The sequence below is a fragment of the Snodgrassella alvi wkB2 genome (genome assembly GCF_000600005.1).
Classification (GTDB): domain Bacteria; phylum Pseudomonadota; class Gammaproteobacteria; order Burkholderiales; family Neisseriaceae; genus Snodgrassella; species Snodgrassella alvi.
The window spans coordinates 668,720-681,871 of sequence record NZ_CP007446.1; the positions used below are offsets into that span (position 1 = coordinate 668,720).

11 protein-coding genes are annotated in these 13,152 nt (G+C 43.4%); 7 read left to right on the forward strand and 4 right to left on the reverse strand.

Features of this window, described 5'->3' with window-relative positions:
* Positions 1–34: 34 nt before the first annotated feature.
* Together SALWKB2_RS11570 and SALWKB2_RS03135 are read left to right on the forward strand one after the other, a co-directional pair.
* A complete protein-coding gene (locus SALWKB2_RS11570; RefSeq protein ID WP_025330232.1) occupies positions 35–967 on the forward strand; it encodes a DnaJ domain-containing protein in 933 nt (310 codons plus the stop codon).
* 434 nt (positions 968–1,401) lie between these two features.
* Positions 1,402–1,956, forward strand: a complete 555-nt coding sequence (locus SALWKB2_RS03135) for a TPM domain-containing protein (RefSeq protein ID WP_025330233.1) — start codon at positions 1,402–1,404, stop codon at positions 1,954–1,956.
* Between the two features lie 366 nt (positions 1,957–2,322).
* Here the strand turns inward: SALWKB2_RS03135 and SALWKB2_RS03140 are convergent, their stop codons facing one another.
* The 4 genes from SALWKB2_RS03140 to modA all read right to left on the reverse strand — a co-directional run bounded on the left by SALWKB2_RS03140 (position 2,323) and on the right by modA (position 5,385).
* The gene (locus SALWKB2_RS03140; protein WP_025330234.1) at positions 2,323–3,117 is read right to left on the reverse strand and encodes a TOBE domain-containing protein; all 795 of its coding nucleotides are present in this window, start codon (positions 3,115–3,117) and stop codon (positions 2,323–2,325) included.
* Positions 3,104–3,799 carry an ATP-binding cassette domain-containing protein gene (locus SALWKB2_RS03145; RefSeq protein WP_025330235.1) on the reverse strand — a complete coding sequence of 232 codons (696 nt, stop codon included), beginning with the start codon at positions 3,797–3,799 and terminating at the stop codon, positions 3,104–3,106. The genes SALWKB2_RS03140 and SALWKB2_RS03145 overlap by 14 nt, the downstream gene beginning before the upstream one ends.
* 72 nt (positions 3,800–3,871) lie before the next feature.
* Positions 3,872–4,552: a molybdate ABC transporter permease subunit gene (gene modB, locus SALWKB2_RS03150; protein WP_025330236.1), complete on the reverse strand. Its 681-nt coding sequence runs from the start codon at positions 4,550–4,552 to the stop codon at positions 3,872–3,874.
* A gap of 65 nt (positions 4,553–4,617) precedes the next feature.
* On the reverse strand, positions 4,618–5,385 hold the full coding sequence (gene modA, locus SALWKB2_RS03155) for a molybdate ABC transporter substrate-binding protein (protein WP_025330237.1): 768 nt from the start codon (positions 5,383–5,385) through the stop codon (positions 4,618–4,620).
* Positions 5,386–5,848: 463 nt separating this feature from the next.
* Between modA and fdnG the strand changes: the two genes are divergently transcribed.
* The 5 genes from fdnG (at position 5,849) to SALWKB2_RS03180 (ending at position 12,910) form a co-directional block, all read left to right on the forward strand.
* On the forward strand, positions 5,849–8,956 hold the full coding sequence (gene fdnG, locus SALWKB2_RS03160) for a formate dehydrogenase-N subunit alpha (RefSeq protein ID WP_080690436.1): 3,108 nt from the start codon (positions 5,849–5,851) through the stop codon (positions 8,954–8,956).
* Between the two features lie 12 nt (positions 8,957–8,968).
* A complete protein-coding gene (gene fdxH / locus SALWKB2_RS03165) occupies positions 8,969–9,883 on the forward strand; it encodes a formate dehydrogenase subunit beta (RefSeq protein ID WP_025330239.1) in 915 nt (304 codons plus the stop codon).
* Positions 9,883–10,542 (forward strand): formate dehydrogenase subunit gamma, encoded by a 660-nt coding sequence (locus tag SALWKB2_RS03170; RefSeq protein WP_025330240.1) that lies wholly within the window; start codon positions 9,883–9,885, stop codon positions 10,540–10,542. Before fdxH ends, SALWKB2_RS03170 begins: the two co-directional genes overlap by 1 nt.
* Positions 10,543–10,683: 141 nt before the next feature.
* Positions 10,684–11,484 carry a formate dehydrogenase accessory sulfurtransferase FdhD gene (fdhD, locus tag SALWKB2_RS03175; RefSeq protein ID WP_025330241.1) on the forward strand — a complete coding sequence of 267 codons (801 nt, stop codon included), beginning with the start codon at positions 10,684–10,686 and terminating at the stop codon, positions 11,482–11,484.
* Positions 11,485–11,584: 100 nt separating this feature from the next.
* The gene (locus tag SALWKB2_RS03180) at positions 11,585–12,910 is read left to right on the forward strand and encodes a cation:dicarboxylate symporter family transporter (RefSeq protein ID WP_037393559.1); all 1,326 of its coding nucleotides are present in this window, start codon (positions 11,585–11,587) and stop codon (positions 12,908–12,910) included.
* Positions 12,911–13,152 lie beyond the last annotated feature (242 nt).

The window sequence follows — 13,152 nt, forward strand, 5'->3', positions numbered from 1 at the left end:
TGATTATTTAGCATTTCGTTTCTGGTGGGCATACATGTCTAAAGTCGGTTATGGTATCTGTTTTTTGCTGTTGTGCTTTTTAGTCATGCGTTATAGCGTGTTCGGGGTGCTGATTGATATTGTACTAATCATCCTGATTATGTTTTATCTTCAAGCTTTGCAGATTGTAGATGATGGTACTGAAGCATCTATCGCTGCCGACAATAATCTTTATATAGTTGTTATGTTTGAAGTGGCCGGTCAGATATGTGCAGCCAAAGGACATGTTTCTGATGAAGACCGGTCGCGTGTCTATGACATGATTAAAAAAATGCAGCTGGATGCAGAAACTGAAGTTTTGTCGCGTTATGCTTTTAATATGGGGCAGACAAAAAATTATCCGCTCAGAACCAGACTTAAACAACTATACCGGGCTTATAGTGATGACAAGCGCGGTTTAATGCTGTTTTGTAAAAATATGCTTGAATTAGCGCTGATTGACGGACGGCTGCATAATAATGAACGGCGCATTCTGAATATCATAGCGGATGAATTTCGTATTCCTTATGCACAAATGCTTATTTTTGCCAGCCAGACTATTCATCAGGAAAATGAATACCGGCATTACTGGCAGACCAACGAGCAATGGAAACAGCAGCGTCAGCGTGCGCGTTCAGAGCAACGCCGGCAACAATATCAGCAACAGCAGAAGCAATATCAGCAGCAATACCAGCAACAGCAACACTATAATCAGCAACAACAGCCTGAAGAACCGTTTGGTAGTGATCCTTATCGGGTACTGGGTATATCAGCAAAAGCGAGCCCGCAGGAAATTAAACAGGCATATCGCCGCCTGATGAATAAATATCATCCGGATAAACTCATTAAGCAAAATCTATCGGAAACTAAGATGCAGCAGGCAACTGAACATGCTCAGCGTATACAGGCAGCCTATGCTTATGTGAAACAGTTACGCGGATTTGTTTAGATATAGATAAGGGCATATAGAATATATGCTTATTTTAAAATATATAGCCCTTAGAATTTTGAATAATCTCTAATTTCCTAACTAGAAAATCTGTCAGAGCTGGCTCTGATAATAGGTTGGTTTTTATGTTAGAAATCATTTTTGCTCTCTGGCAATATCTGGATTTTTACTTTAAAGGCTAATTTTCCTGATAAATTGATTAGTATCGTTATCATCAAAATATATGCTAACTAATGTCGCCAGCAATAATATTCGTTACATCTGACTTTCCGATTTTCTGTTTTTATATGATATATGTTGTTTTTGTTATCAGCCTGGTAACAGCAGCATTTTCTTATTAAGAAAATTTATGGTAGTGTAAGTAGAATGCTGATTATTCTGGAATTAATTAAGTAACTCAATATATACTTTTTAATAAATCTGCGGTGCTAACTATGAAATCAGATATACAGGAAAAAGCAGAATATACGAGCTTAAATAAACTCAATATGCAATTATTACCACGTATCTGGCGCCACTGGATAAATCCGCGCCAGCGGGTAAGTAAATATTTTCCTGCTCTTGCATTGCAACAGCTAACTGAACAAATTACATTATCTGAGCAACGTCATACCGGACAGCTTCGGTTTGTGATTGAATCCAGCCTTGATACCGCGAATTTGTGTCATCACACTACGGCACGCCAGCGTGCACAGTATTGGTTCGGAAATCTGGGTATATGGGATACTGCTGAAAAAAGTGGTATTTTGGTTTATGTACTTTTTGCAGATCGCGCAGTAGAAATTATTGCAGACCGGGGTATTAATACCTGTGTGAGTATGGTGCATTGGCAGCAGATATGTAATCGCATTACTCAGGCATTTCAGCATCAACGATATATGGATGGTTTAACTGCCGGACTGGATGAGCTGACGGAATTACTTGTACAGTATTTTCCGCGTACGCATGTCGGTACTAATGAACTGGCCGATGAAGTTATTCTGCACTAGTTTTGAAAAGCTAAGTATTTATATGGGTTAATTTTCAAAGTACTGTAACGGCTTAATATTCAATTAAGTTATCAGTGTGCAGCATTTTCAGTAAATTAGCCCATAATTACAAAAGATGTGGAATTAATTATTAATATTTCGGGATAAAACGCCATAAATAGTTTTTTTGAATTAAATTTATTTAATAATATTAAAATACAAATATATAAGGTCTATAATATATCTGCGGCTTAAAAGGACAGATTGACAAAGAGGGAATGTGCATGGCCGCAGGTAGTTTGACTATCGCACGTATGCATAAGCCGGAATAATCTAAAATTGCATGACAGGGTTATTCTGGCTTCAGTTTGTCTGATGAATGCACATTCAGCGCAAACGTCCGATAATAATGTTCGGCGCCTTGATTAACAGCATGATTTTATCTTCATTTTTCAATTGCATAGTTTGTGCACTATGACAGGTAATACTGGCGGTCAGGCTGACAGCTGCGCCTAAATCCACAGTAATCACACTGTTTACAGCACCAGTATCTATGTGGCGTATTTGACCGGTTAGCTGGTTACGAGCGGATATTTGTAAATTCGGATCGGGATGTGCAAGCATAATGGCTGATGCCTGAATGAGTGCCAGTGCATCAACGCCTACAGCCAGTTCCATCTGTTCACAACTGTGTCTGGTAAGTATGGCTACCAGTTCCTGTCCGTTGCTCAGTTGCAGATGAACCTCATTATTTACAGCCCCTTCAATGATTTGGCTGATTCTTCCGGCGAGCTGGTTATCAGCACTTAAATCCAGATTCATTTTTTGCCATAAACTATGATGACTATTGTCAGCGTCAGCTTCCAGTTGCCGGATGAGTTGCTGATGACGTTGCTGCATAGTGTGATAATAATTTAAAAAAGCTTCACCAAAAGCTGTTAATACACTGCTCCCGCCGCCCTGACCACCGGTTTGGCGTAAGACTAAAGGTTCAGGCGCCAGATTATTCATTGCATCTATGGCATCCCATGCTGCTTTATAACTCATAGGTACCGCTTTAGCTGCCTGGGTAATGGAACCGAAACGCCGGATATTTTCCAGTAAACTAATCCGTTTGCTGTTGCCAATTCGCTGGCCGTTAATAGTGGGAATTAGTTCGCTGTTAAGATTAAATTGATTCATTGCGATTGTTACGAGGAGCTGAGTACAGACATCCATTATCCATATGCCAGATTTGAGCGTCAAAAGCAGCTGCATCTTCCGGATCGTGAGTAATCAGTAGCATGGGTAAATTTAATTTCTGCTGCCAGGCAGATAACTCAGAACGCATTTGAGCCCGTAGCTGAGTATCCAGTGCAGAAAATGGTTCATCCAGCAGAATAGCTCGCGGCTGAGCAATCAATGCACGAGCCAGAGCCACACGCTGGCGCTGCCCGCCGGACAGATGAGCCGGATATTGTTCTGCTACCGAATTGAGCTGCATAGCAGTCAGCCAGTGATCCACTTCTGTATACCGACTGCGTTTTTTCGGATTGAATAAGCCGTGACGAATACCGCAGGCAATATTCTGCCGGACATTTAAATGGGGAAAGAGGGCATAATCCTGAAATACAAAGGCCAGTTTACGTTGTTGCGGGCTGAGATTAATATGCTGCTGTGCCTGAAACAGAGTAACACCATTCACATTAATATGACCCTGTTCAGGAGTCAGCAGACCGGCAACAGCCTTTAGCATCAGACTTTTACCGCTGCCTGAGGCTCCCATAATAACTGTACGCTGTGACTGACAGCACAGGCGGATATCCAGAGTAAAATGACTTCCGTCATTACGCTGAAGGGTTTTCTGAAAATTAAAATCTAACATAAAAACCATTGGCCTGGTTAAAAACTGACAAAGCAATATCGGAAAACCATATTGTTTGATTCAGGTAGCGGATTATTTAAGATTGGTCATAGGTACTTTGCCGGATAAAAGTTTGCCAGTAAGCAGTAATATCAGAATACAGACCACAGATATAATCAAGACCAGAGTATTGGCCAGATAGTCATCTCCGGCCTGTACTGCTTCATATACGGCAATCGACAGAGTTTGTGTCTGCCCCGGAATGCTGCCTGCCACCATCAGCGTAGCACCGAATTCACCCATACTGCGTGCAAATGCCAGTAATACGCCGGCCAGAATACCTCTCCAGGCCAGCGGCAGAGTAATGCGCAGAAATACTCCGGCATTACTGATACCCAGAACACGCGCTGCCTGCTCCAGCTGGGAATCCAGACTTTCAAATGCAGCACGTGCCGGTTTGAATACCAGAGGAAACGATACGATTGTTGCCGCTACAACAGCACCCTGCCAGGTGAAAATCAGATTAATACCCAGATAACGTTCCAGCCACTGACCAATAAAGCCATTTTTTCCAATCAGAACCAGTAAGTAGTATCCCAGTACCGTTGGCGGCATTACCATTGGCAAAGTGAGAATGGTATCAATCAGCTCCTTACCCCAGACAGCTTTACGGGCAAGTACATAACCTATACCAACCCCCAGAACCAGATTGATAGCAGTTGCCCACAGGGCGATTTTAAGTGACAGGGCAAGAGCAATCCAGGCCGCAGCCATTATCTACTCCTTGAAATAAAAATTCAGACAGAATTGCGGGAGGATAACTGCCGGTGGAAAAATACTCAGCGTGCGTTTTGAAAACCGTAACGCTTAAGAATTTTCTGACCCTTTGGCGACTGGATAAAATTAATAAAGCGGCTGGCAGCTGCCGGTTCTTTACTGGCTACTGTCTTAGCAATCGGATAGCTGATTGGCTTACTGGTCGGGATGGTTGCAGCTACACTAACTTTATCCGGCATAATGGCCGCATCTGTGCCAAATACGAAACCGGCTTCTGCTGACTGATTAGCTACGTAATCCAGAGCCTGACGGACATTATTCACATTCACAATTTTAGGCTTTACCGTACTCCATACTTTTGCCTGCTCCATTGCTGCCTGAGCATAACGTCCGGCCGGTGTAAAAGCGGGGTTGCCCAGTGCAATATGTTTAATACCTGGTTGCTGCAGATCTTTCAGTCCGCGTACATTCAGACTGCTTTTTTTCGGAATAATCAGTACCAGACTGTTATTTACAAAATTAATTCTGTCCTGTGCCCGCACAAGATTCTTAGTCTGAGCCTGATCCATAGTTTGCTGATCAGCAGAAGCAAATACATCTACTGGCGCACCGTTTTGCATCTGCTGAAGCAGAGAGCCTGAAGCTCCGAAATTAAGCAGTACTTTATCCTGAGGATATTGCTGCTGATATGCTTTGGCAATGTCATTAAATGCATTGGTCAGACTGGCAGCCGCTGAAACTGTGATATTGGCGGCAAGTGAAGCAGTGCTCATTACACTCAGGCTGATTGCAGTAATGATAGTAGTCAGACGAATGTAGTCAAAGCGCATATTCTTATCCCTATTTGAAATAAATTATTATCCGGCGCCAGGTCAGGCAATACCGATTATAAAGGAAAATTGTTTCGAAATATATATAAGTATATAGCGATAGACAGTCATAGAGATGTGCGATACAACATATATGTCATAGCAAATAAATAATTTATAAATCAATTTGTATGCAAAATATTCATGACTAATAGAAATAATTTATTGAATAAATTATTTCTATTTATTGCTAATGTAATAACTTGTATTTTAACCTTTATACTAATTAAATCCGGAATTTAAATGAAATTGTAATTATTTATTTAAAGTAGAAAATGTTGATAAAATTTTATAATAGTTTAAATAAGGTATTATAATAGGATTAAATGTTAGTATAAATTAATTTTCTAGCATAATTAGTAAGCAGTGCGGGGATGGATTTCCTGCAAATAAATAATAAAAATTTTATTAGGAACATACACACATGAACCTGACAAGACGCCAGTTTTTCAAGGTTACCGCAGCAGGTGCCGGCGCGACAGGACTGGCAGTGATGGGCATGGCTCCTGCCACAGCCTTTGCTGAAGTCCGCCAGTACAAGCTGTTGAGGGCTACAGAAACACGTAATAACTGCACATATTGCTCAGTTGGTTGTGGTACGTTGTTGTATAGTCTGGGTGACGGTGCCAAAAACGCCAAAAAGAAAATTTTTCACATAGAAGGTGATCCCGATCATCCGGTCAGTCGCGGCAGCTTATGTCCTAAAGGCGCCTCACTGATTGACTTTGTTAACAGCCCGAACCGTGTATTGCATCCGCAGGTTCGTGAAGCCGGAAGCACAGAGTGGAAAGACATCAGCTGGGATGAGGCACTGGATCGTATTGCCCGCCTGATTAAAGAAGAACGTGATGCCAATATTATTGAAAAAAATGCTGATGGTGTTACGGTTAACCGGCTGGAAAGTGTGGGTATGCTGTGCGCTTCTGCCAGCTCCAATGAAACCGGTATTCTGACTCAGAAATTCATGCGTTCGCTTGGGTTGGTTGGTGCTGATTCACAGGCACGGGTTTGTCATGGCCCAACAGTATCTGCACTGGCTGCTACGTTTGGTCGTGGCGCTATGACCAATACCTGGACTGATATCCAGAACGCCGATTTTATTCTGGTTATGGGTGGTAATGCCGCGGAAGCACATCCGGTAGGTTTTAAATGGGTTATTGAAGCCAAAAAACAAAAAGGCACTAAACTGATTGTTTGCGACCCGCGTTTTAACCGTACTGCCTCTGTAGCCGATCATTATTTGCCGATTCGTTCCGGTACCGACATAGCTTTCCTCGGAGCGGTAATCAACTGGCTGATTAAAAATGATAAAGTGCAATGGGATTATGTTAAAAACTATACCAATGCTGCCTTTATTCTAGCTGATGACTATGGTTTTCATGAAGGTCTGTTTTCCGGACATGCCGATTACACGACTGAAGACGGCAGCGCGGCACCGGAAGCAGCTCCGAAAGGTGCCAAAGGCGGGGCTGTTTATAATAATGCCAGCTGGACATACGAGCTGGATGAAAACGGCTATGCCAAAGTAGACCCGACTTTGGAAAATCCGCGTTGCGTCTGGCAGATAATGAAAAAACATTATGCCCAGTACACACCGGAAATGATGCACAAAATTACCGGTACCCCGATTAAAGATTTTCTGCTGGTGTGTGAAGCTCTGGGGGCAACCTCGGCAAAAAACAAAGCCGGTACAATTCTGTATGCACTGGGCTGGACTCAGCATACTTATGGTTCGCAGAATATCCGTACCATGGCTATGATTCAACTGATTCTGGGCAATATCGGTATGCCCGGTGGGGGTGTGAATGCTTTACGCGGCCATTCCAATATTCAGGGCTTGTCTGATCTTGGTTTGCTGTCTACCAGTCTTCCGGGCTATCTGAGCCTGCCTAACGAAAAGAAAAATCCGACTTTTGATGATTATCTGAAAGTTCAGACACCTGCGGCCATGCGTCCGGGACAGCTTAATTACTGGAGCAATACGCCCAAATTTATGGTAAGCCTGCTCAAATGGTTCTTTGGTGATAAGGCTACCAAAGAAAATGACTGGGGCTATGACTGGCTGCCGAAGTGGGACAAAATGTATGATGTGCTGCAAATGACCGAAATGATGTATCAGGGTCAGATGCACGGTTTGCTGGTACAGGGTTTCAATGCCATGGGTTCCTTTCCGGATTCCAACCGTATCATTGAAGCATTTTCCCGCCTCAAGTGGATGGTAGTAATGGATCCGCTTAATACCGAAACGGCTACCTTCTGGGAAAATCATGGTGATGCGCATGACGTAGATTCACGCTCTATCATGACGACAGTGTTCCGTCTGCCTGTACCTTGTTTTGCAGAAGAAAATGGTTCGATTGTCAATTCTTCACGCTGGCTGCAATGGCATTATGCCGGAGCCGAAGCTCCGGAAGAAGCCAGAGCCGATCTTGAGATTCTGGCTGATTTGCATTTACGTATTAAAGCTCTGTATGAAAAAGAGGGCGGTAAAGTACCTGAGCCGATTTTGAATCTGAGCTGGCCGTATAAAGTGCCGCATTCACCTACACCAGAAGAAATGGCACAGGAATCCAACGGCTGGGCACTGACGGATATTAAAGACGAGAAGGGTAATATTATCGTGCCTAAAGGCGGGCAGCTGGATAGCTTTGCTCAGTTACGCGATGACGGAACAACAGCCTGTGCCTGCTGGATTTTTGCCGGTTCCTGGACTAAAAACGGCAACCAGATGGCACGGCGTGATAACAGCAATGCCGGACTGGGTAATACCCCGGGCTGGGCGTGGGCGTGGCCGGCAAACCGCCGTATTCTGTATAACCGCGCTTCCTGCGATCCGTCCGGCAAAGCCTGGGATCCTGACAGAATATTAATTCACTGGGACGGCAGCAAATGGATTGGTGCGGATGTGGCTGACTACAAGGCAGATCAGGCACCTGACACCAATATGAATCCGTTTATTATGAATGAAGAGGGTGTTGGTCGTCTGTTCTGTACCAAAAAACTGGTAGATGGTCCGTTTCCGACATTCTATGAGCCTACTGAATCACCGGTTGGCAAAAACCTGCTTTATCCTAAAGTGCTGAATACACCCGCAATGCGTTTGTTTGACAGCGTTAAAGGTCGTATCGGTAATAAAGATGAGTTTCCTTGTGTCGGCACTACATATCGTCTGACAGAGCATTTTCAGTTCTGGACGAAATCCGTGAAATTGCTGATGATTGCTCAGCCCGAACAGTTTGTTGAAATCAGCGAAGAGCTGGCAGCACAAAAAAATATTGCTAAAGGCGATACGGTTAAAATCAGTACTAAGCGCGGCTGGGTAGAGGCTAAAGCCGTGGTAACCAAACGCCTGCGTCCGTTGGAAATTAACGGGCAGACCATCCATCAGATAGGTATTCCCCTGCATGGTGGCTGGGTGAATGTTGGTGAGAAAAAACAGTTTCTCATTAACACACTCACACCATTTGTTGGTGACTGCAATACACAGACACCAGAATACAAAACCTTTTTATGCAATATCGAAAAAGCGTGAGGGGAATAAGTCATGGCTTTACAATCTTTGGATATAAAACGTCGTTCGGCTACTAATCAGCTCACGCCGCTACCACAGGCAAGAAAACCAATTGAAATTGCCAAACTGATTGATGTTTCTACCTGTATAGGCTGCAAAGCCTGTCAGGCTGCGTGTTCGGAATGGAATGACATTCGTGATGAAGTTGGTACCAATCATGGTGTATACGATAACCCAATTGACCTGAGTGCGGATAGCTGGACAGTAATGCGGTTTTCTGAAACTGAGCAATACGGCAAGCTGGAGTGGTTGATTCGTAAAGACGGCTGTATGCACTGTTCTGACCCAGGCTGTCTGAAAGCCTGTCCGTCACCGGGTGCAATCATTCAGTATGAAAATGGTATCGTCGATTTCCATCAGGAAAACTGTATTGGTTGCGGTTACTGTATTTCCGGCTGCCCGTTTAATATTCCGCGTATTTCGAAAAAAGATAACCGCGCTTACAAGTGTACCCTTTGTTCCGATCGTGTTGCCGTCGGGCAGGAACCGGCCTGTGTGAAAACTTGTCCTACCGGCGCTATTCATTTCGGCAGCAAAGAAGACATGAAGTCTTTGGCCGGGGAGCGTATAAAAGACTTAAAACAGCGCGGTTTTGAGCAGGCAGGGCTCTACGATCCACAGGGTGTGGGCGGTACCCATGTTATGTATGTACTGCATCATGCGGATAAACCCAGCCTGTACCATGGTCTGCCGGACAATCCGCGTATCAGTACCACCGTTAAATTATGGAAGAGTATGCTCAAACCGATAGCAGCATTCGGTATTGCTACCGCTGCTTTTGCCGGCTGGCTGCACTACATTACCATTGGTCCGAATCGCCCTGACGATGATAAAGAACAGGTTCTGAATCGTGAAGGCGAAATCCTCAAAGATAAAGGGGACGCATAATGAAAAGATTATTAATTCAGCGATATAAAAAATCCGAGCGGTTTAATCACTGGGTAGTAGCCGGCTGCTTTGTGCTGCTGGCTGTTTCCGGTCTGGGTTTTTTCTATCCGTCTTTTTTCTGGCTCACTGAAGTTTTCGGTTCTCCGCAATTGGCACGCATCCTGCATCCGTTCATCGGAGTGGTGATGTTTCTGGGCTTTTTTATCCAGTTTTTCCGCTATGTAAAATATAATTTTTTTGAGCGGGATGATATTAAATGGTTACTGGGAATTAAGCATATTCTGCTGGGAAGAGAAATTGGTGATACTGGCAAATATAATGCTGGACAAAAATGTATGTTCTGGCTGATGTCCATCAGTATGGCACTGCTGCTTATCAGCGGGCTGATTGCCTGGCGGCAGTTTTTTTCCGGATATTTTCCAATTTGGGTGGTACGTATCGCTTTGCTGGTGCATTCTGCCTCTGCAATCCTGCTGATTGTCGGTATTATTATTCATGTGTATGCCGCCTTGTGGATTAAAGGCACAATTCCGGCGATGGTGGAAGGAGTGGTTAGTCAGGAATGGGCGAAAAAGCACCATCCGCGCTGGTACCGCGAAATGATGGCAAAAAAAGAAGCCAAAGCGCAGCAAAATTCCACGTCACAGACAACTGAATAATTTAGATAATCATCATCAGTAGTGCTGTCTGTATGGCGTATTGTCATACAGACAGTAATATTTTATCTTCTTACGTAATCCGGTTAATATGTCGGTACAAGTCTTTTCCGGCTATTACCGGTTCATAAATACAGAAACCTCATGAATTACACCCCCGCCCAAAATCGCACTGTCTGGGTGGCACAGGCTGGAGAATGCAGTAGTACCAGTGATAATATCAGTGCCGAAATCCCGGTAGCACTTGTTTATAACGGTATCTCCCATGTCGTATTAATGGCTACGCCCGCTAATATTGCCGAACTGGCATTGGGTTTCAGCCTGAGTGAAGGCATCATTGAAAATGCAGAGCAAATTTATGCGATTGAAATTACTGAACATCTGCATGGAATTGTGGCTGAGATTGAGCTGGCCAGCGCAGCATTTGCACGTTTGAAAAGTCGCCGTCGCCAGATGAGCGGACGCACTGGTTGCGGACTGTGCGGTATTGACAGTCTGGCAGCTGTTCAGCCAGAAATAGAACCGGTTTTACGCGATTGGCATGTAGAATTTAGCATAATCGGGCGTGCTTTGACCGATTTTAACCATCATCAGCAACTGCGGGCGCAAACTGGTTCAGTTCACGGCGTGGCGTGGGCTGACAAGGCAGGTAAGATTGTAACCGTCCGTGAAGATATCGGCCGGCACAATGCTTTAGACAAGCTTATTGGCTGGGGATTACATGCAAAAGTGGATTGGAAGCATGGTTTTGTGGTATTGTCCAGTCGCGCTAGTTTTGAAATGGTAATGAAATCAGCAATAACCGGTATCGGGTGTATCGTGGCCGTATCTGCGCCCACCACCTATGCCATTGATTTGGCTCACAAGGCTAATATCACGCTGGTGGGTTTTGCGCGTCATAATCGCCAAGTAATTTATACCCATCCTCAATTTTTTCATCCTTAACGCATGTTTAAAACAAAAAATAATAGAATATACTCTATTGTTTTTGTTTCGCTTTTTAGATTGAATAAGAACTATATTACCACTTACAGTAAGGACGACTATGTTATCGATTATCAAACGATATAGCCGTAATTTGGCCTGGCAAATTTTAATCGCACTGATTATGGGGGTAGCACTGGGATTATATCTGCATACTTTTTCAGATCCTTCTCATCCCTACTACAAAACCTATCAGTCGTGGGTAATCAATGTATTACAACCGATGGGGGATATTTTTATCCGCCTGATTAAAATGATTGTGCTGCCCATCATTCTCAGTACGCTGACATTGGGTATTGCCGGACTGGGTAACTCCAAAAGTCTGGGTCGACTGGGCGGTAAAACTATTCTGTATTTTGAAATTATCACTACTATCGCCATTGGTGTGGGTTTACTTTTCGGTAATCTGTTTCACCCGGGTAGCGGCATTGATATTTCCAATCTGCACCACAGCAATGTCAGTCAGTACGTACAAAAAAGTGAAGCACTGGCCGAGAAGCCTCATGGTCTGGTTATAATGATTCTGGACATGATTCCGCATAATATATTTGATTCGCTTAGCAGCGGTGAAATTCTGCCGGTAATCTTTTTCTGTGTGTTTTTTGGTCTGGGCTTAACTAAGCTACCTGATAATCAGCGCCTGTTCTTTTCAGATTTTCTGAAAGTGATTTCAGACGTAATGTTCAAAATCACCAATATGATTATGCGTTACGCACCTATCGGGGTATTTGGTCTGATGACTGTTACCATCAGTAAATTCGGTTTCGGTTCGCTGATTCCGCTGATGAAACTGATTTTAATAGTTTATCTGGCGATGATAGTATTTACTCTGGTGATTCTGGGTGGCGTGGCCTATTTCTGCCGCTTTAACATTTTCACTATTATCAAAATTCTGAAAGATGAGCTGATAGTGGCTTTCTCAACCTCCAGCTCAGAAACTGCGCTGCCAAAAATGATTGAGAAAATGGAAGCATATGGCGCGCCGAAATCTATTACCAGCTTTGTGATTCCTACCGGATATTCATTTAATCTGGATGGTTCTACGCTGTATCAGAGTATTGCAGTTATCTTTCTGGCGCAGTTATACGGTATTTCTCTGTCGGTTAGTGATCAGGTAATGATTGTGATTACGCTGATGGTGGCTTCTAAAGGTATTGCCGGTGTACCGGGTGTATCGTTTCTGGTACTGTCTGCCACGCTGGCTACAACATCCATTCCGTTAGAAGGTCTGGGCTTTATTCTGGGTATCGACCGTATTCTGGATATGGGACGTACTGTAGTTAATGTAATCGGTAATGCTCTGGCTTCATTGGTTATTTCGCGCTGGGAACATGATTTTGATGATGAAAAAGCGCGGGAATATGAGAAATCACTTGGTATTAAATAATTAGTTTTCAGTAATAAAAAGGTTCAGAAATTTCTGAACCTTTTTTGTTATCCGATTTATCACATTTTGAAAAACAAATTGATAAGAGACATTATCTTTCTCTATTGATGGCATATAGAAAATCATAGACAGTAAATCCAGACAGAATACCTATTTTTGGTTAAACTTGGTTATTTAATTTGTTGATAATGATAACGGTACCATTACCTGAACAAGTAATACCGTTATATAACCGCGTTGAT

Excerpts from the sequence above, each read along its gene's own strand:
- SALWKB2_RS11570 (WP_025330232.1), top strand. The coding sequence starts at position 35 with ATGTCTAAAGTCGGTTATGGTATCTGTTTTTTGCTGTTGTGCTTTTTA.
- SALWKB2_RS03135 (WP_025330233.1), top strand. The coding sequence starts at position 1,402 with ATGAAATCAGATATACAGGAAAAAGCAGAATATACGAGCTTAAATAAA.
- SALWKB2_RS03140 (WP_025330234.1), bottom strand. The coding sequence starts at position 3,117 with ATGAATCAATTTAATCTTAACAGCGAACTAATTCCCACTATTAACGGC.
- SALWKB2_RS03145 (WP_025330235.1), bottom strand. The coding sequence starts at position 3,799 with ATGTTAGATTTTAATTTTCAGAAAACCCTTCAGCGTAATGACGGAAGT.
- modB (WP_025330236.1), bottom strand. The coding sequence starts at position 4,552 with ATGGCTGCGGCCTGGATTGCTCTTGCCCTGTCACTTAAAATCGCCCTG.
- modA (WP_025330237.1), bottom strand. The coding sequence starts at position 5,385 with ATGCGCTTTGACTACATTCGTCTGACTACTATCATTACTGCAATCAGC.
- fdnG (WP_080690436.1), top strand. The coding sequence starts at position 5,849 with ATGAACCTGACAAGACGCCAGTTTTTCAAGGTTACCGCAGCAGGTGCC.
- fdxH (WP_025330239.1), top strand. The coding sequence starts at position 8,969 with ATGGCTTTACAATCTTTGGATATAAAACGTCGTTCGGCTACTAATCAG.
- SALWKB2_RS03170 (WP_025330240.1), top strand. The coding sequence starts at position 9,883 with ATGAAAAGATTATTAATTCAGCGATATAAAAAATCCGAGCGGTTTAAT.
- fdhD (WP_025330241.1), top strand. The coding sequence starts at position 10,684 with ATGAATTACACCCCCGCCCAAAATCGCACTGTCTGGGTGGCACAGGCT.
- SALWKB2_RS03180 (WP_037393559.1), top strand. The coding sequence starts at position 11,585 with ATGTTATCGATTATCAAACGATATAGCCGTAATTTGGCCTGGCAAATT.